This is a genomic window from Pseudomonas sp. 1D4 (genome assembly GCF_001728925.1).
Taxonomy (GTDB): Bacteria; Pseudomonadota; Gammaproteobacteria; order Pseudomonadales; family Pseudomonadaceae; genus Metapseudomonas; species Metapseudomonas otitidis.
In genome coordinates, this window is record NZ_LXJQ01000020.1 from 54,604 (window position 1) to 73,606 (window position 19,003).

Below are 19,003 nucleotides of genomic sequence, written 5' to 3' on the forward strand. Positions count from 1 at the left end.
CCTCCACCATGTGCTGCGCGTGGAACTTGAGATGGCAAACGGATCGTCTTAATGCTCTCAATTCGGGATTGAACCATCGGGTCAAGGGACTTCGCGTTTTGAACGAAACGACAGTCTAAATAGGTCAGCATCGCGCCTGCGAGTACGACATCCGACTGGGCTAAAGCTTGAAAGTGCTTGAGCACTCCCTCCCGCTGCTCAAGGTTACGGTTGTGGGCGTAAACGAAACGCCCCCGCATTGGCTCTTGGGCCACAGCAAGTTGCATACTTACCAAGGCCGGGGAAACTGGTGAACCCACCTCCTTTAGGCGTCTGACAGCTGCATCCGTGTTAGAGCCCTCAATCCCCAGTATGTAGTCCGACACATCAGCCCAGAGCACCTCAATTAGCAGTTTACCCAGGGCCGCTCGATGCTCTGGGCTAAGCCCGGAGAAGTAATGCTCTGTCAGGTCCGACTGGCCGCAGTAAGTCTCATAAAACCCCTCGATGTCCTCACCTGGCTCCCAGGGGTGCGCCCATTCCGCAGATGACTGCGCAGCGACCAGGAGAAGACATCCCATCATGAGTGCTTTAAGCATATTGCAGTCCCTTCAGTAGCGCATGCGCCAGCAGCAGCATCTTACATCTACCCTTCCGTCTGTTAGCTGAACGAAGATCGGCGAGGAGCACTATGCGATAATTACGTGGCTAAGCCCGAAGCAAGTCGGCATCGGGTGGATTTCAAGGCTCGCCGCCAACAAAACGCAAAGCAACGAAACACAACGTAAAGCCGCTCTGGGCCTAAGGACTTTTCCGTAGGAGCTTTACTGTGTACGAACCACCCATAACCCCCTCCCCTTCAAACAGCACCCCGCCGCGCCCTCTGAGAGTCATCACGCGAACTTTCGGGGGCAAGCCACTGGCTATCCTGATTGGTCATGAGGACTTCGATCTGGCCTTTATCGTCAATCAGGTCGCGGAGGTGTGCCATATAGCCAACCCTTCGGCAGCTACTGTCATGACCATGGAAGCCACCTCCGGGGTAGGGTTTCTACAATTGCGCGAAGTGCTGCATGCCGTTGAGAACCCTGAACAGATTGGCTCCTGGGGGCTTGAGCGTACAACTGGAGACACATGGCTGGCATCCAGCGTGGCAACGTATCGAATGCTTCTCCGTTTCGAGGCTCCCCATGCGCAGTTCTTTCGCGAGTGGCTGAACGATGAAGTTCTTCAAGAGCTATACGACTCGCCCGAAGCCGTTGAGGCTACGGACGCCTACCCCGATGAGATCAGCCAGCTAAGGGCAACCATCCGGCGTCTTGAACGGAGGCTCAACGCATCAGAAGCACGAGAGCGACGCCTTGAGAGCGCAGCGAATGCCCTGGATAAAAGGCTGATCAGCACAACCCGAGAACTGTTAGCGCTTCGCAGGGGATTCCCAGGCTTTGGCGCCCCTGCCGATACCACCCCGTCGCTACTGGAGCGCATGCAGGCTGAGTGTGATGCGCTGTCATACGGTTGGCGGCGCAGGCTGCATAAGGATGCAGTGGGCATGGCAGGCGCAGAAGTAGAGGAGCGGTTGTTTCGTCGATACAGCGGCATCCCACATCCTCAGGGCTGATTGAGCACGGCAAAAACCCTCACTGGTAGACAACTCAACGTTTGCCAGGAGGGACACCATGCGCAACACCATCGCACAGGCCATCGACGCCCAAGAACGCAGCGGGGTCGAACGCCTACGCGACACAGGAAGGCTCAACTACAGGGCCACCACAGTTCAAGCCCCTGTTGGTAATAATGGGGTCGGAGAAGCACTCCTTAACTTCGGAATGAATGCCGCCCGCATGTATGGCAGCTACAAGGAAGCATCCGCATCACTGGCCGAGGATCGATCCAACGAGATCATTCGTAAACTGACCCCAGAGCAGCGCCGCCAAGCTGTAGCCAGTGGGACCCTCCTGTATCAGGACGACCCGGACGCAATGGAGGCCCTCCGATTCAAGTCCGGTCGTAATGCTGCCTTCGAGGTGGAGACAGAGATTCGGGAGAAGATCGGTCAGGGCACCTTCAAGTCCTCACAGGAGCTGACCGAATACCGGCAGACCCGCCTGGAGGGTAAGTCCCGAGCCTATGCGGAATCTGTGGGCATTGACCCTGCGGATCAAGCGTATCAACGGGGCTTCAACGCTGACATCGTAACCCGGAACAACGCCGTCTTTGATCTGCATGCTCGGAAGCTGAGCGAACAAGCCCAGGCGATTGCCCAGATGGAAGCAGTATCGGACCTCGGGTCCATGTTCGCAGGGGAGTCCTTTCTCCGCTCCGAGACCGCGCCGGCTGACTTTGCGGCCTACTTCTCGGGCAGTCTGGAGAGCGGTTCGATCCCTACCGAGGGGATGGCCCTGTCGATCCTTCAGGAAACCCTGGCGAACAATGCGAGCCAGCCTGGGGCTGATGTCTTCTTCAAGAATCTCTCGGAGCAGACCGTCAACGTCTATGGCCGTGAGGTCAAAATCCGTGACCTTGTGGGTCCCGAGGTGCTGGAGAACTATCAGGTAAAGTCCGGTGAGGCTGCCTTCAACCGCAACCGTGAGCTGACCCAGCAGTTCACCTTCGGCCTTCAGGATGCGGAGGCGCAGACCGATCCCCAGCAGGGGCTTACGATGCTGAGCAAGATGCAGGGCGCTCTGTACCGCATTCAGGACACGGACGTGGTTACCCGGCAGACCCAGCAGCTCGACGCAGCCCGTGGGCGCCTCCTGGCTCGCATCGGACAGGACTCGGTGACCAGGGCCAAGGAGATGGACAAAAAGATCAAGGCGGACAACCGTGCGCTCCTCTTCGAGACCAAGTACGCCCAGCGCATCCAGGGCGACAATGTGTCCACCGATTGGCGGACCTTCGAGACCGATGACAACACCGGGACCTTCAAGGATGAGGATGCGGCTAACTTCGCAATGAAGAAGCTCGCTGAGCTGGACCGTATGAGCCTCACGGAAGCTGAGCGCGACCGGCAGAAGCTCAACTACCTCCGGGCTGACTTCGCAGACGGCCCCTTCCGCAAGCACTTCCAGACCCTTACTGCTGACGCTGTGGCTCAGTACAAGGGGCTGGTGGCTGCGGACTCGGCAGAGATCAACGAGCAAACCACTGGACGCATCCGTGAGTTCCAGCGCATCTATCAGGCAGACCCAGCGACCATCGCTGCGCTCTACCCGGAACAGGCCGCGATGGCTGAGCGTGTGGCTTTCATGGAGAGCATGGGGATCGGCATCGAGACGATGGTGGACGCTGACCGCAAGCAGAAGGGGCTGACCAAGGAAGAGCGCGACTTACAGGAACGGAAGTGGGGCGAGCTGTTCACATCCTCGGATAGTGTGGCGGCATTCATTCCGGCCAACCTGCGCAACGCAGCGCGAACCCTGTACGACTCTGAGCTGTTCCGCACCGGGGACGAGACTGGAGCTTTGAACGTGGTCAAGCAGTGGCTGGACAAAACCACCGTTGGCTTCGAGTCCAACTCACGCAGCGTGGGGCGCCTCCAGAAGCGAACCCTAATGGTTGACCCGCAGGACGCCACGAGCTGGCACAAGGGCCGCGACATCATCAACGAGATGGTCAAGGAGATCGCCGCATCCCGCCCGTGGTTGAACGAAGGGGACATCACGATCACTGAGACCCCTCGGGGGATTGTGCTGAGTGATCCGCTGTCCTCGATTGGCCTGCCACCGATCCCGCCGAGCTATCTACGTGATCACTACCAGATCACTCAGGAGAACAAACGCAGGGAAGCGGAAGCACTGAGACGTAAGGCTACGGAGGAGAAAATCGACGCATACAAGGCGGAGCAGGAACGCCGCAAGCAATCGCCATTCGGTGGACTGGACCCAGCAACTGGCACCCTTGAGGGCGCAGCGGGGCTCAAGGATCGCTAACCAGAAAAAACCCTCACTTATAGGGAAGGGGGACCTAAAGTTCCCTACTTAAGGTTCCTCCTCCCTGCCTTCTCAAAGTTGCCCTTGGTGATGATCGGTTCTCCTCAGTGCTGATCATCATCAATGAACAACCACCCTCGCCCATCGCTGGGCTTCTCCATCAACACAGTCTTTCCGATTGCTCCTCGTGCCTGCTGCCAGTCCCCAATGTCGTGGGTCTGTGTGCTGGTCGTGGGGAGCGAACGCGGGGAGCAATCGAAAGGAAATACGACAACATGAATATCGACAGCATGGACGCTGAGCAGCCCGAGCGGCTGCCTATCGTCATTGAGGGCCACTCATTCAAGCCGAACTCGGAGGACCTGTGGTCCCTAAACGAGGTTCACCGCGAGCTTAGCCTTCCGGAGTCCAAGAGCCCTTCAGAATGGCGGAACGCTGTAGCCACTGAACTACGGACCTCCGGAAATTTGCGGAGCTTGGATGGCAGTGGCACATGGGCCACCGAAGCTGGGGCCATTGCATACGCTATGTGGGTCTCGACCGATTTCTACCTGATGGTTGTCTATGCCTTCGTGACCATGCGCAATGACGCCATATTGTCAGCCCGCTTGGCCCTCCTGGCAGCCGCTGCGGCAGACACCAAGCTATCCAGAGTCATTCCCAAAGCTGACCTCATTGACTCGCGCCTGACTGGTAGCGGAATCCCTTGGGGGCAAGCATGCAAGCTGGCGGGGATTTCTAAGCCCCAGTTAGCGAAGGAGTATCTGGTCCACACCAAGCGTTTCGCTGTCTCTGAACATCCAACCGAAGGCCGCAGAGTTTTGAAGCCGGCAGCCAAGGGCTTCACCGGAGGCTACTTCAAGTCCTGCTCGCTTGGCTTTGGCAATGATGAGGGATTCCGAGTCACCGCTAAGGGCCTCGCGTGGCTTCAGGAAAAGACTCAAGAGATCAATGCTGCCATAGCCGAGAGAGACCGCAAGAACGCCGCTAATCGCCGCAAGGCAACCAAGCGTCCGAAGGTGGTCCGCCATGTGTGAGCCAGTATCCATCGCTATGGCCGTTGTGGCCACTGCTGGTGCGGCTATGGGCGCACACGATAAGGCCAAGGCTGAGGGGCAAGCCGAGGACGCACAGCGTAAGTCTCAGATCGAAATGATCAAGCAGATGAACACTGCAAACGCGGACCTCTCCCTGGAAGCCAAGGACAAGGCCGAGCAAGCCCGCCAACAACTGACAGAGATCAACCTTCAGGCCATACGGAATCGGGGCATGGTCGCGGCTGCTATCGGAGAGTCGAACATTGCGGGCAACTCAATGAACCGCATCAAGCGGGTCACTGACGCCCAGTCGTCCCGCGAACAGATGGCCGTAGTGGACAACTACCAGCGCGACTATCAGACCATCTTCGCCAACCAACTGGGCAACGTCGAGAACACCAAAGCTCAGATGAGGTCCATGGCGCCAGTCATTAGGACCTCGAAGATCGCCCACGCGCTGAATGTGGCGTCCGCTGGAATGGGGGCCTATACGGCCTCGGGCGGCACCTTTGGTAAAGGCTCCGGTGGGTCGGCCCCCTCTACCCAAGCAGCAGCCGAAGAGGCTCCAAAGAAGCGCTGACGCCATCTCCCCAAGCTCTGGGACCTTCGGGTCCTGGGGCTTTCTTTTTGAGTATCCGACTATTTTAGTCAACAATCTTTTAGCATGGCCTTCTGAGAAAATGGGACAAAAATTCGAGACCCCATTCCATAAAAGGGACGCGCTCAGATTCCCCCGTGCGCCCGGTCACCTCATGGCATCCGAAAGCCCGTCCCAGAGCGGCCAAGTGTTAGAAGCCTGTTAGAAAATCTGGTTGACAGGCACCACGAGGCAGCCACTAAGATGGCGCCTCCTGACCTTCTTCAGGATCGCTTCAGAGTAATGGTTTGAGTGTCGGCCAGACGTTATCGAGTAGCACTGGCTGAGCAGCAGCGGCAGGATGGATTCCATCAGGCTGCATCATGGAGGGCACGCCAGCCGCGCCTTCCAACAGGAAAGGCACCAAGGCCGAACCGGTCTCGCTGGCTACCTTGGGGAACACTTCAGCGAAAGCTGTCGTGTAACGCTGACCGTAATTCGGCGGCAGTTTCATCCCCAGAATGAGCACCTTGGCGCCCACCCCCTTCGACTGCCGAACCATTTCAAAAAGATTCTGTTGCAATTGCGCCGGGGGCTGGCCACGCAAGCCATCGTTGCCACCCAGCTCGATGATCACCACTTCCGGCTTGTGCTCGCCCAGCAGCGCAGGCAGTCGCGCAACCCCGCCAGCACTGGTGTCGCCGCTGATGGAGGCGTTCACCACACGGTGATCGATACGCTCGGAATCGAGCTTTTCCTGCAGCAGCGAGACCCAGCCCTGGCTGGTTTCCAGCCCCAAAGCGGCGCTGATACTATCGCCGACGACCAGCACGGTCCCCGCCGCAGCCTCCTGCGCCAGCAGCAACAGCCCCAGGCAGCAGCCCATCCACCCACGCATCGGATTCTCCAATGAGCCCAAGCATTCTCAATGCGCGGCACCTTAGCAAAGTGGTCCCCAGCGCGGAAGGTGAACTGACCATCCTCCAGGGGCTCGACCTGGACCTCGCGCAAGGCGACAGCCTAGCCATCGTCGGCAGCTCCGGCTCGGGCAAATCCACACTTCTCGGCCTGCTGGCCGGGCTCGACCTGCCCAGCTCCGGCGAAGTCACCCTGGCCGGTCACCACCTCTCGCGGCTGAACGAAGATGAGCGCGCCCGCGTGCGGGCCGAGCATGTCGGCTTCGTGTTCCAGTCCTTCCAGTTGCTGGACAGCCTCAACGCCCTCGAGAACGTCATGCTGCCGCTCGAACTGGAAGGCCACCGCGACGCCCGCCAGCGCGCCCGCAGCCTGCTCGAACGGGTCGGCCTCGGCCAGCGGCTGACCCACTACCCCCGCCAACTGTCCGGCGGCGAGCAGCAGCGCGTCGCCTTGGCCCGCGCCTTCGCCGCCGAGCCGGACGTACTCTTCGCCGACGAGCCCACCGGCAACCTCGACAGCCACACCGGCGAGCGCATCACCGACCTGCTCTTCGAAATGAACCAGGAGCGCGGCACCACGCTGGTGCTGGTCACCCACGACGAACGCCTGGCCCATCGCTGCCAGCGCCTGATTCGCCTGGAAGCCGGCCACCTGATCGACCGGGTGGAACCCTGATGGCAATGAAGGGACGCCTGCCACTCTCGCGCCTGCTCGCGCTGGCCCTGCGCCAACTGCTACGGGACGCCCGCGCCGGCGAACTGCGCGTGCTGTTCTTCGCCCTGCTGGTCGCCGTGGCCGCCAGCAGCGCCATCGGCTACTTCGGCGCCCGCCTCAACGGCGCGATGTTGCTGCGCGCCACCGAATTCCTCGGCGCCGACCTGCTGCTCAGCGGCTCTTCACCCGCAGACGCCGAACAGGTGGAAGTCGGCACCCGCTTCGGCCTGCGCCATGCAAGTGCGGTGGAGTTCTCCAGCGTGATCGCCGGCGACAACGGCATCCAGCTCGCCAGCGTCAAGGCCGTGAACGACAGCTACCCCCTGCGCGGCGAACTGCGCAGCGCCGCCCAACCCTACGCTGAAGAGCAGGCCGGTGCCGGCCCCGCACCGGGTGAAGCCTGGGCCGAATCACGCCTGTTCACCGCCCTCGACATCAAACCCGGCGACAGCGTCGACGTCGGCCAGAAGACCCTGCGCCTGACCCGCGTACTCACCTACGAGCCCGACCGTGCCGGTGACTTCTACAGCCTCACCCCGCGCCTGATGATGAACCTGGCCGACCTCGACGCCACCGGCGTGGTGCAACCCGGCAGCCGGGTCCGCTACCGCGAACTGTGGAGCGGCCCGGCCGAAGCCCTGGCGCGCTACCGCGCCGCCCTTGAGCCCACCCTCGCCGCCAACCAGCGCATCGAAGATGCACGCGATGGCAACCGCCAGGTCGGCGGCGCCCTCTCCCGCGCCGAGCGCTACCTCAACCTCGCCAGCCTCGCCGCCGTGCTGCTCGCGGGGGTCGCGGTCGCCCTGTCCGCCGCCCGTTTCGCCGCCCGACGCTTCGACGCCAGCGCCCTGCTGCGCTGCCTCGGCCTGTCACGCCGCGAAGCGCTCACCCTGTATGCCCTGCAGCTCGCCATCCTGGGTCTGGCCGCCAGCCTCGTGGGTGCCCTGCTCGGCTGGCTTGCCCAACTGGGTCTGTTCCACCTGCTGCGGGAGCTGCTGCCAACGGACGTCCCGTCCGGCGGTTTCATTCCGGCCCTGGCGGGGATCGCCACCGGCCTGGTGGCCCTCGCCGGTTTCGCCCTGCCGCCCCTGGCCGCACTCGGCCGCGTACCGCCTCTGCGGGTGCTGCGCCGCGACCTGCTCCCCGTACCGCCCAGCGCCTGGCTGGTATACGGCGCCGCCATCCTCGCCCTCGGGCTGATCATGTGGCGCCTGAGCCTGGACCTGAAACTGACCCTTGCCTTGCTCGGCGGCGGGCTGCTCGCCACCCTGCTGCTGGGTGGGCTGATGCTGCTGGGGCTCAATGCCCTGCGCCGGGCACTCGCCCGCGCCGCCCTGCCCTGGCGCCTCGGTCTGGGCCAGTTGCTGCGCCACCCGCTGGCCGCCGCCGGCCAGTCACTCGCCTTCGGCCTGATCCTGCTGGCCATGGCCCTGGTCGCCCTGCTGCGTGGCGAACTGCTGGACACCTGGCAGGACCAACTGCCGGAAAACGCCCCGAACTACTTCGTCCTCAACGTCCTGCCCGCCGACAAGGACACCTTCGACCAGCGCATCCAGGCCCTCTCTCCACAAGCCGCGCCACTTTACCCGGTGATCCCGGGGCGCCTGACCCGCATCAACGGTCAGCCCGCCAACGAACACGCGACCGAAGACTCCCAGGGTGAGCGCGCCCTGCAGCGCGATCTCAGCCTCACCTGGTCCGCCGACCTGCCGCCGGGCAACAGCCTCAGCGCCGGCCAGTGGTGGAACGAGGCAGCGCCCGGGGACCTGCCCGGCGTCTCGGTGGAAGCCAAGCTCGCCACCAACCTCGGCCTCAAATTGGGCGACCGCCTCAGCTTCGTGGTCGGAGGCATGGAGCGGGAAGTGCGCATTACCAGCCTGCGCACCGTCGACTGGGACAATTTCCAGCCCAACTTCTTCATGATCTTCGCGCCCGGCTCCCTGGCCGACCTGCCCACCACCTACCTCACCAGCTTTTACCTGCCGCCAGGCCACGACCGGGAACTGGTGCAGTTGGCACGGGACTTCCCGGCCGTCACCCTGCTGGAGGTGGAAGCCATCCTCAAGCAGCTGCGCAGCATCCTCGCCCAGGTGACGGTGGCGGTGGAGTTCGTCCTGCTGTTCGTGCTCGCCGCGGGCCTGGCGGTACTCTTCGCCGGCCTGCAGTCCACACTCGACGAGCGCCTGCGCCAGGGCGCACTGCTGCGGGCCCTGGGGGCCGAGCGGCGCCTGCTGCAACAGGCCCGACGTCGCGAGTTCGCCCTGCTCGGCGCCTGCAGCGGCCTGCTCGCGGCGCTGGGCTGCGAACTGGTCAGCGCCCTCCTATATACCTACGCCTTCAACCTGGACTGGAAACCGCACCCCTGGCTGCTGCTCCTGCCGGTCATCGGCGCCCTGCTGGTAGGCAGCGCGGGCCTGCTGGGCACGCGCCGCGCCCTGACTGCCAGCCCGCTTCAGGTCCTGCGCGAAGGCTGACCCTGCCGTGGCCGCCGAGCCCTTGCTAGACTCGGCGGCCCGTTCCCGGAGACACCTCTACCCCATGAGCCGCTACCGCCCCCCTCGTACCGCCGGCACCCCGCTGATCACCCCGGAAGGCGAAGCCCGCCTGCGCGCCGAACTGCATGAGCTCTGGCACGTGCGCCGGCCCAAGGTGACCCAGGCCGTCAGCGAGGCCGCCGCCCAGGGCGACCGCTCCGAGAACGCCGAATACACCTACGGCAAGAAGATGCTGCGGGAGATCGACAGCCGTGTGCGCTTCCTCACCAAGCGCCTGGAAAACCTCAAGGTGGTACGCGAGCGCCCGGCGGACCCGGGCAAGGTGTACTTCGGTGCCTGGGTCACCCTGGAAGACGAGGACGGCGAACAGGCCCGCTACCGGATCGTCGGGCCGGACGAGCTGGACCTGAAGCAGAACCTCATCAGCATCGATTCGCCATTGGCCCGCGCCCTGGTGGGCAAGCCGCTGGATGCCGAGGTCCGGGTCAACACGCCCACCGGCGAGAAGACCTGGTACCTGGTGGAGATCGAGTACCCCTGAATCAGCGGCGGGTGATCAGCCCCTGGCGGGCGACCCGGACCAGCTCGTGCACCAGCTCCTCAAGGTCCTCGGCGCAAGGCGCCTGGACCACCGCCATGTCGAAACTGTCCCGGGCGTAGCGCTGCATGGCCTGGGCGTCGAGGGCGAACTGGATGAGCAGGTTGCGCGAGCCGTTCCAGCGCTTAGGCCAGCCGTCGAGGTAACGCAGCAACTTGGGCTGGTTGGCACCGCTGAGCAGGATGCGCGGATTGCGCGGCGCGGGGCCGGTGGTGATGGGGGTCAGGCGGATCTGAGGTTGCGGACAGGTCATGTTGTCGTGTCTCTGCCTCGTTGTTGCCGCTGGGCAGCGGTGGAGGCGACACCGAACCAGCGCTTTAGCAGTATTTTTCGAGGGGTGTACCCTGCCGCGCCCTGCAAGTAGCTGTCTTAAATCGGCGCATGGGGCGAAATCCTAGAGAAGGCCCCGCGACACTGTCAAGACGACTCTTGCCAACCCCTAGGAAGATTCCGAACACCCCCCTTCCGACAAGGATCGCCATGCCAACACCGTCTCTGCGCCTGTTCTTCGCCCTCCCGCTGCCCGGCTCCATCGCCTCGGCCATGGCCAACTGGCGCGACACCCTCGATTGCGGCGGCCAGCCGGTGGCCGTCACCAACCTGCACCTCACCCTCGCCTTCCTCGGCAGCCAGCCGAGTGAGCGCCTTGATGACCTTTTCGCGCTGGCGGACGGCATCCGGGCCGATGCCTTCCCCCTCCACCTGGACCGGTTGGGCCTCTGGCAGCAAGGGCTGCTGCACCTGGCGCCCAGCCAACCGCCCGCAGCCCTGCGAGACCTGGCCGCGACCCTCGTCGAGCGCCTGGACGCCGCCGGCTTCCCCCAGGAACGCCGCGCCTACCGCCCTCACGTCACCCTGGCCCGGCGGGCTCGCAGGCTTCCTGAGGGCGCACCCCAAACCTTCGATTGGGTCGCCGACCGCTTCACCCTTTTTTCCTCGGAAAATCAGGAAGACCGCCTCCACTACCGCGCCGTGCACAGTTGGCCGTTACGGGCAGACGACTCGAACGCGCGTTTCACTCAGTAACAGGGAAACGGCTCGCACCGTTGGGTGAACGGCTGTAAACAACAGCGAAACGCCCGCCCCAGAAGGCACGGGCACCTGCGGCCCGCTCTGGCATGGAATCTGCCACGGGCTCCACGCCGATGTGCGCCCCCGGGACGGGGCGCGAAGTAGCAGGGACGCACTCCACACAGCCTGTTCCACCACCCACGAGAGCACCCGATGAACAACAACAAGATCCTGCTCGCGCTCACCCTGGGAGTCGGCTTGGCCGCCTCCGGTGAATCACTGGCCGCCAACGGCTACACCCAGACCCGTTATCCCATCGTGCTGGCCCACGGCATGCTGGGCTTCGACAGTATCCTCGGCGTCGACTACTGGTACGGCATCCCCTCTGCCCTGCGGCGTGACGGGGCCAGTGTGTACATCACCGAGGTGAGTCAACTGAACACCTCTGAAGCGCGTGGCGAAGAACTGCTGGAACAGGTGGAAGAGATCGTCGCCATCAGCGGCAAACCCAAAGTCAACCTCATCGGCCACAGCCACGGCGGCCCCACCATCCGCTACGTCGCCGGCGTACGCCCCGACCTGATCGCCTCCGCCACCAGCGTCGGCGGCCCGCACAAGGGCTCTGCCACCGCTGACTTCCTGCGCCAGATCCCCCCAGGCTCTGCCGGTGAAGCGGTTGTGGCGGGCATCGTCAACGGCCTCGGCAGCCTCATCAATTTCCTTTCGGGCAGCCGCAGCACCCAGCCGCAGAACGCACTCGGCTCCCTGGAGTCGCTCAACAGCCAGGGCGCTGCCCGCTTCAACGCCAAGTTCCCCCAGGGCATCCCCACCACCGCCTGCGGCGAAGGCGCCTACCAGGTCAATGGCGTGCGCTACTACTCCTGGAGCGGCACCAGCCCGATGACCAACCTGCTGGACATCAGCGACGGCCTGCTGGCCGCCACCGCCCTGACCTTCAAGGGCGAAGCCACCGACGGCCTGGTCGGTCGCTGCAGCTCCCACCTGGGCAAGGTGGTGCGCGACAACTACCGCATGAACCACCTGGACGAGGTCAACCAGACCTTCGGCCTCGTGAGCCTGTTCGAGACCGACCCCGTCACCGTCTACCGGCAGCATGCCAACCGCCTGAAGAACGACGGACTGTGACCCAACGGGCAGGGCCTGCCGGCCCTGCCCCCTGCTCGAGGTGCCCGTGAAGAAACTCCTGCTGTCCCTGCCCCTGCTGTTCGCCGGCTGCCTCGCCGCCCTGCTCTACATCGACACCGGCCAGGCCCGACGTGCCACGCCCACCGCCACCGCAACAGCCCCGCTGGCCAACGTCCCAGCATCAGCTCCCAAAACGGCCGCCAACCACGCCGCCCCATCCCTGCCCCCGCGCGTCGCTGCCCTGCCGCCCTCCTTCGCCGGTACCACGGTGGATGGCCGTCTGCAGGTGGACGCCGCCGGCAATCTGGTGATCGAAGAAGGCGTGCGCCGGCTGTTCGACTACTTCCTCGCCGCCATGGGCGAGGAGCCCCTGGCCACCACCGTGCAGCGCCTGCGCGACTACATCGGCAGCCAACTGCAGGAGCCCGCCCGCCAACAGGCCCTCACCCTGCTGGAGCACTACCTGGACTACAAGCGCCAACTGGCCGAACTGGAGCGCGACCTGCCCCGCCAGGCCGACCTCGCAGCATTGCGCCAGCGAGAAGACGCTGTAGCCGCCCTGCGCGCCCGTCTTTTCAGCCAGGAAGCCCACCGGGCGTTCTTCGCCCAGGAAGAGGCGTACAACCGCTTCACCCTTGATCGCCTCGCCATCCGCCATGACGCCAGCCTCAACGACGACGCCAAGGCCCAGGCCGTGGATCGCCTGCGGCAGTCACTGCCCGAAGAGCTGCAGGACGCCGTCCTGCCCCAGCTCCAGGCCGAGCTGCGGGCGGAAACCAGCCGCCTTCAAGCCGAAGGCGCCACCCCGGCAGACATTCGCCGCATGCGCCAGCAGTTGGTCGGCGCGGAAGCCACCCAGCGGCTGGAGGAACTGGACGGCCGCCGTCAAGGCTGGAATCGCCGCATCGCCGCCTTCCAGGCGGAGAAGACCCGTATCGAAGCCAACGCCGGACTCAGTGACGCCGACAAGCACCAGGCCATCCAGCGTCTGGCTGAAGAGCGCTTCGACGAGCGCGAGCGCCTGCGCCTGAACGCCGCCATGGAGCTGGCCAGCCGGAAAGTCGACAAGGCGATCCAGTAGTCTCCAGTTCCCTCCAGCGTGGGCGCCTGCGCCCACGTCACGCCGCATACCAGAACCCTGGGCACCTCGGTGCTCAGGCCTTCCGCTCCCACACGTTCACAGCCGCCAGATAGACGTCCATCGAGCCCCTGTGAACAGCCTCCTTGAGAACTATTCCCAATCACCTCGGCAAAGTCCTACAGGATTTAATAGGCGCGTCGTTCAAGCCGCCAAGTTAACGACGCGCATACTCTCCCCGCTCCAGGCTGTAGCACCGCCAAGACGCTGCTACAGCCGATTTCGCCTTTCACGAAGAGCCCCAACTGCCCTGAGCGTTCCACGGACGAGACGCCACCTTGCGGGAAGCGTCACGTCCTCATCCATCAACCGCAAGAGCAAGCACTTCATGACGAAACGCAAACTTTTCCTGACCCTCAGCCTCGGTGCCGGCCTGCTCGCCTCCGCCCAGTCCTTTGCCGCCACCGGCTACACCCAGACCCGTTACCCCATCGTCCTGGCCCACGGCATGTTCGGCTTCGACAGCATCCTCGGGATGGACTACTGGTACCGCATTCCCTCTGCGCTAAGGCGCCACGGAGCCACCGTCTACGTGACCGAAGTCAGCCAACTGAACTCCACCGAGGCCCGGGGCGAGGAGCTGCTGGAGCAGGTGGAAGAGATCGTCGCCATCAGCGGCAAACCCAAGGTCAACCTCATCGGCCACAGCCACGGTGGTCCGACCGCCCGCTACGTGGCCGGCATCCGCCCCAACCTGGTGGCTTCGGTAACCAGCATCGGCAGCCCCCACAAGGGCTCCGCCACCGCCGACTTCATCCGCAGTATTCCCCGTGATTCCCCCGGCGAAGCCTTCATCGCCAACATCGCCAACGCCCTCGGCAAGGTGATCAACGTCCTGTCCGGCAGCTCCAGCCAACTGCCGCAGGACGTGCTCGCCGGACTGGAGTCGCTGACGACCGTCTCCTCTGCCCAGTTCAACGGGCGATTCCCAGCAGGCGTCCCGACCACCGCCTGTGGTGAGGGTGCCTATGTCGTCAAAGGCATTCGCTACTACTCCTGGAGTGGATCAAGGACTCTCACAAACCCGCTCGACATCAGCGACCCCCTGCTGTTCGCCACCTCGCTGCCCTTCAAGGGCAAGGACAACGACGGCCTGGTCGGTCGCTGCAGCTCGCACCTGGGCAAGGTCGTGCGCGACAACTACCGCATGAACCACCTGGACCAGGTCAACCACCTCCTCGGACTCGTCAACCTGTTCGAAACGCCTCCCGTCAGCGTCTTCCGCCAACACGCCAACCGTCTGAAGAACGACGGGCTGTGACCCAACGGGTGGAGCCTCCGGGCTCCACCCACTCATCCGAGGTAATCGTGAAAAAGCGTCTGCTATTGATCCCGCTGCTGTTCGCCGGCGGCCTTGCCATGTTCCTCGACCGGAGCGAACAGCAGGAGCCTCCTGCCACACGCAGCCTGCCCCCTGCATCCCCTCTTCCACTGCAACCTGCCAAAGCCGCATCGCCCGCACCGTCAGTCACGCCCACTCTCCCGAATGCCATTGCGCCCCTCCCGCCGTCCTTCGCAGGCACGGAGGTGGATGGCAATCTGCGCGTGGATGCTGCCGGTAACCTGGTGATCGAAGAAGGCATACGCCTGTTGTTCGACTACTTCCTCTCCGCGATGGGCGAAGAACCTCTGCCCATCACCGTGAAGCGACTGCGCGACTACATCACCAGCCAGTTGCAGGAACCTGCTCGCCAGCAGGCACTGACCCTGCTGGAGCAATACCTGGACTACAAGCTGCAGTTGGTGAGCCTGGAGCGCGACCTGCCACGTCAGTCCGACCTTGCGAGCCTGCGTCAGCGCGAAGACGCCGTCAGCGCCTTGCGCGCCCGCATCTTCAGCCCTGAAGCCCACCGGGCGTTCTTCGGCCAGGAAGAGGCCTATAACCGTTTCACGCTGGATCGCCTGGCCATCCGTCACGATGCAAACCTCGATGACGCGGCCAAGGCTGCTGCCGTGGATCAGCTTCGCCAGTCCCTGCCCGAAGACCTGCAGGACACACTCCTGCCCCAACTACAAGCTGAATTGCGGACCGAGACCAGCCGTTTGCGGGCCGAAGGTGCCAGCGCCGCGGACATACGCCGCATGCGCCAGCAACTGGTAGGTGCCGAAGCGACCCAGCGCCTGGAGGAACTGGACGGCCGCCGACAAGGCTGGAACCGCCGTATTGCAGCATTCCAGGAAGAGAAGCGCCGTATCGAAGCCAACGCCGGTCTCAGCGAAGCGGACAAGGCGCACGCCCTTCGCAACCTGGCCGAAGAACGCTTCGACGAACGCGAGCGTCTGCGCCTGGAGGCTGCCCTGGAACTGGCCGACCGCCGTGCGAAACAGGCAGGCCAGTAAGCGCCCATGAAAAAACCCGAGGCGGTGACCCGCCTCGGGTTTCCTCATATTCGGGTGAGGGGTGAATCACTGCCCCAGCTTGCGATCCAGCGAATAACGCCCGGCCCCCTCGATCAACAGGGTCGCAGCGATCAGGCCCAGGATCATTGCGTACTCATAACCACCGTTGGTGATGAAAAAGCCGCTGGCCCAATGCACGCTGAAGGTTGCTACCACCATCGCCACGATCAGCGACAGCGCCGCCGGGCGCACCAGCAGGCCGATCACCAGGGCCAGACCGCCAAAGAACTCGGCGCTGCCCGCCATCAGGGCCATCAGGTAGCCCGGAGCCAGGCCGATGCTTTCCATCCACTGGCCGGTGCCGGCCAGGCCGTAGCCTCCGAACAGGCCGAAGAGCTTTTGCGAACCGTGGGCCATGAAGGTCAGGCCGGTGACGATGCGAAGCAGGGTGATGCCGATACCGGCGTTGGTGGAGAAGAGGCGCTTGAGGGCGTTCGACATGGTGGCTGTTCCTTTCGTTGTGAAGCGTTGTGGGTTCAGGTGGACGCCATCCTATCCGAATTTATCGATTGTAAAATCGCAAAAAACCCCTAAAAGAAATCGACAAAATCGATTATTTGCGCCCGCGACTGGCAACGCGAACCTGCTTCTCCAGGTCATCACGCTCCCGGGCGTAGGCCAGGTAGTACTTGTTGACTGCACTCACATAACTCACCACGCCCATGCCCAGTTGCTCGGCGGCGACGCGCTCGACCTGAAAGAACCACTGGTTGGGATTGAGCCCCCGCCTGCGGGCCTCGGCGCGCAGGCTCTGGACTCGCTGCGGGCCTACGTTGTAAGCCGCCAGCACGAAGGCCATGCGCTCGCGCTCGTTGAGCTGGGCGCTGCTGAAGAAGCCCTTGCGCAACTTGGCCATGTAGCGGGCCGAGGCCTGCACGTTCTTGTCCAGCACATGGATATCGCCCACCCCCACCGAGCGCGCGGCCGCCGGGGTGATCTGCATCAGTCCGGTCGCCCCGCTGGCGCCCCGCGCACCGGGGTTGAGGCTGGACTCCTTATAGGCCACGGCAGCGAGGCTCAGCCAATCCAGAGCGTGCTCGGCGGCGAAGCGCTGCAACACCGGGCGGACCTTCTCCAACCGCTGGCGATCCGCCCGGGCCAGCGGGTAGCGCACCTTGTAGAGGCGCCGGTACACGCGCTGGAAGGTGGCATCCTGATCCGCCGGCGTCTTGTAGGTCGCCAGGAAGCGGTCGATGCTGGCCCGCAGCATCGGCGCATCGCGGCGCACGTACCAGGTCATGTCGCGCTGGTTATCCAGCACCAGGTGGCGGTCGATACGCAGCTTGGGCAGCACCTTGGCCCAGCGCTCGGCAATGGGTTGCTCCACCACTGTCATCGAATAGATGCCGGCCTGGACCATCTCCAGCACGTCTTCCACCGCCAGGCTCGGGTCCACCCACTCGATGGCAATGGGTGCCAGGTGGCGCTGGGCGAGCTGCCGGTTCACCTTGCGCACCGCCTCCGCCGCACCACTGCCGGCGGGCAGGGTCACCACCCGCCCCGCCAATTGCTCCAGGCCTTGGAAACGCCGGTCGCCAGTGCGCGCCACCAGCACCAGCGGCACATGCTCACGCACCGGCGCACTGGCACTGACGTCCGAGGTCGCGCGGGGATCAAGGAGTTCGCCGGGGGCGACCAGATCGCCCTCCCCGCGCAACAACGCGGCGGCGAGCTGGTCCTTGGGGCGGGGAATGATGCGCACCTCAAGCGAGCGCCCATCACGGTTGAGGAACTGTTCGAAGGCGCGGATGCGGTGGTACTCGACGCCAATGGCCTGGCCCTTCACTTCACCGGAGCTGTTGCGGCTCTGGTTGACCAGCACCTTGAGCACCCCGGTCCGGCGGATCTGCGCCAGGTCGCGGGCCTCGCTCGGCTGCTGCCAGTTCTCCGGCGGGCCGGCCAGGCGCGCCACTGCCGGGAACGGCAGAAGAGCCAGCAGGCACACGAGCAGCGGCAGGATTCGCGTCATCTGATCTCCGGACCCGTAGGCCCGCACCATGCGAACCCGAGCGACTGAGAACGCCATGCCCGAGGGGAGTTCCCTGGGACCAGCGAGGGGCGCGGAGAGTGTCACAGCCCGCCGTGCATTGCCAGCCATCGGCGGTCGCCCTGCCGACGAACCCGCATAACCCCACGTAAATATTGGCTTTTTCGACTGATCGGGCGCTTGCTATCCTGCCCCGTTCGCATCAGAGAGGTAGGAAAGATGCAACTCATCGACATCGGCGTCAATCTGACCCACCCGAGCTTCGCCACCGAGTGCGAAGCCCTTCTGGAGCGCGCCACCGCGGCCGGCGTGGTGCAGATGGTGCTCACCGGCACCAGCGAGAAGGAAAGCGAAGCCGCTCTGGCACTGGCTCGCCGGCTCGACCCCGAGCGGCAACGCCTATTCAGCACGGCGGGGGTCCACCCCCACGATGCCAGCCACTGGAACGCCGATACCGCTCGTCGCCTGAAAGCACTGCTGAGCGAACCGGACGTGCGCGCCGTAGGCGAGTGCGGCCTGGACTTCAACCGCGACTTCTCCCCCCGCCCACAGCAGGAGAAGGCCCTCGAAGAACAGTTGGCGCTGGCCGTGGAACTGGGCAAGCCGGTGTTCCTCCACGAGCGCGAGGCGGACGAGCGCCTGCTGGCGATCCTCCGTCCGTTCCGCGACCAGTTGCCCGCCGCCGTGGTGCATTGCTTCACCGGCGAGCAGCGCACGTTGTACGCCTACCTGGACCTCGACCTGCACATCGGCATCACCGGCTGGATCTGCGATGAGCGCCGTGGCACCCACCTGCATCCGCTGGTGCGGGACATCCCCATCGGTCGGTTGATGCTGGAAAGTGATGCGCCCTACCTAATGCCTCGCAGTTTGCGGCCGAAACCCAAGCATGGGCGCAATGAACCGGCCTTCCTCACGGAAGTCCTGCGGGAAGTCGCGCTGCACCGGGGTGAGTCGCAGGAGCAGCTCGCCTCACACAGCACGGCATGCGCTCGTCAGTTCTTTGGGCTGCCGGATATCGCCTAACCTCTTCGTGCGAAAGTGCGAATTGATAAGGATCAAGTTTCG

The 19,003-nt window shown here is 64.0% G+C and carries 17 protein-coding genes; 13 read left to right on the forward strand and 4 right to left on the reverse strand.

Translation table 11 applies throughout. From position 1 onward, the window contains the following. Positions 1-808 precede the first annotated feature (808 nt). The 4 genes from A7D27_RS12430 (at position 809) to A7D27_RS12445 (ending at position 5,531) form a co-directional block, all read left to right on the forward strand. A complete protein-coding gene (locus A7D27_RS12430) occupies positions 809-1,600 on the forward strand; it encodes a hypothetical protein (protein WP_069565072.1) in 792 nt (263 codons plus the stop codon). Positions 1,601-1,658: 58 nt separating this feature from the next. Beyond that, complete coding sequence (locus A7D27_RS12435; protein ID WP_069565073.1) at positions 1,659-3,914, forward strand: hypothetical protein; 2,256 nt, start codon at positions 1,659-1,661, stop codon at positions 3,912-3,914. Between the two features lie 275 nt (positions 3,915-4,189). Further along, a complete protein-coding gene (locus tag A7D27_RS12440) occupies positions 4,190-4,951 on the forward strand; it encodes a hypothetical protein (protein WP_205895076.1) in 762 nt (253 codons plus the stop codon). A gap of 46 nt (positions 4,952-4,997) precedes the next feature. Further along, positions 4,998-5,531 (forward strand): hypothetical protein, encoded by a 534-nt coding sequence (locus A7D27_RS12445; protein WP_177343737.1) that lies wholly within the window; start codon positions 4,998-5,000, stop codon positions 5,529-5,531. A 292-nt stretch (positions 5,532-5,823) separates the two neighbouring features. Here the strand turns inward: A7D27_RS12445 and A7D27_RS12450 are convergent, their stop codons facing one another. After that, complete coding sequence (locus A7D27_RS12450) at positions 5,824-6,426, reverse strand: arylesterase (protein WP_069565075.1); 603 nt, start codon at positions 6,424-6,426, stop codon at positions 5,824-5,826. An 11-nt stretch (positions 6,427-6,437) separates the two neighbouring features. On the opposite strand from A7D27_RS12450, the gene A7D27_RS12455 reads away from it, so the two are divergent. The 3 genes from A7D27_RS12455 to greB all read left to right on the forward strand — a co-directional run bounded on the left by A7D27_RS12455 (position 6,438) and on the right by greB (position 10,196). After that, complete coding sequence (locus A7D27_RS12455) at positions 6,438-7,121, forward strand: ABC transporter ATP-binding protein (RefSeq protein WP_069565076.1); 684 nt, start codon at positions 6,438-6,440, stop codon at positions 7,119-7,121. Positions 7,122-7,126: 5 nt separating this feature from the next. Further along, positions 7,127-9,634 carry an ABC transporter permease gene (locus A7D27_RS12460; protein WP_069565089.1) on the forward strand — a complete coding sequence of 836 codons (2,508 nt, stop codon included), beginning with the start codon at positions 7,127-7,129 and terminating at the stop codon, positions 9,632-9,634. A 64-nt stretch (positions 9,635-9,698) separates the two neighbouring features. Further along, a complete protein-coding gene (gene greB / locus A7D27_RS12465; protein ID WP_044401512.1) occupies positions 9,699-10,196 on the forward strand; it encodes a transcription elongation factor GreB in 498 nt (165 codons plus the stop codon). A 1-nt stretch (position 10,197) separates the two neighbouring features. Here the strand turns inward: greB and A7D27_RS12470 are convergent, their stop codons facing one another. Then, entirely contained in the window at positions 10,198-10,506 is a 309-nt protein-coding gene (locus tag A7D27_RS12470) for a hypothetical protein (RefSeq protein WP_044401509.1), read from the reverse strand. A 227-nt stretch (positions 10,507-10,733) separates the two neighbouring features. Here A7D27_RS12470 and thpR point away from each other — a divergent pair, with 227 nt between their 5' ends. The 5 genes from thpR to A7D27_RS12495 all read left to right on the forward strand — a co-directional run bounded on the left by thpR (position 10,734) and on the right by A7D27_RS12495 (position 15,888). After that, entirely contained in the window at positions 10,734-11,279 is a 546-nt protein-coding gene (gene thpR / locus A7D27_RS12475) for an RNA 2',3'-cyclic phosphodiesterase (protein WP_069562015.1), read from the forward strand. Between the two features lie 198 nt (positions 11,280-11,477). Next, a complete protein-coding gene (locus tag A7D27_RS12480; protein WP_069562016.1) occupies positions 11,478-12,410 on the forward strand; it encodes a triacylglycerol lipase in 933 nt (310 codons plus the stop codon). A 46-nt stretch (positions 12,411-12,456) separates the two neighbouring features. Continuing rightward, a complete protein-coding gene (locus tag A7D27_RS12485) occupies positions 12,457-13,491 on the forward strand; it encodes a lipase secretion chaperone (protein WP_069562017.1) in 1,035 nt (344 codons plus the stop codon). 385 nt (positions 13,492-13,876) lie between these two features. After that, positions 13,877-14,809: a triacylglycerol lipase gene (locus A7D27_RS12490; RefSeq protein ID WP_069565077.1), complete on the forward strand. Its 933-nt coding sequence runs from the start codon at positions 13,877-13,879 to the stop codon at positions 14,807-14,809. Positions 14,810-14,856: 47 nt separating this feature from the next. Continuing rightward, a complete protein-coding gene (locus A7D27_RS12495) occupies positions 14,857-15,888 on the forward strand; it encodes a lipase secretion chaperone (protein WP_069562019.1) in 1,032 nt (343 codons plus the stop codon). Between the two features lie 66 nt (positions 15,889-15,954). On the opposite strand, the gene A7D27_RS12500 is transcribed toward A7D27_RS12495, so the two are convergent. Together A7D27_RS12500 and A7D27_RS12505 are read right to left on the reverse strand one after the other, a co-directional pair. Beyond that, entirely contained in the window at positions 15,955-16,389 is a 435-nt protein-coding gene (locus A7D27_RS12500; protein ID WP_069562020.1) for a DoxX family protein, read from the reverse strand. A gap of 112 nt (positions 16,390-16,501) precedes the next feature. Continuing rightward, positions 16,502-17,917 (reverse strand): transglycosylase SLT domain-containing protein, encoded by a 1,416-nt coding sequence (locus tag A7D27_RS12505; protein ID WP_069565078.1) that lies wholly within the window; start codon positions 17,915-17,917, stop codon positions 16,502-16,504. Between the two features lie 237 nt (positions 17,918-18,154). Here A7D27_RS12505 and A7D27_RS12510 point away from each other — a divergent pair, with 237 nt between their 5' ends. Continuing rightward, a complete protein-coding gene (locus tag A7D27_RS12510) occupies positions 18,155-18,961 on the forward strand; it encodes a TatD family hydrolase (protein ID WP_069562022.1) in 807 nt (268 codons plus the stop codon). Positions 18,962-19,003: the final 42 nt, after the last annotated feature.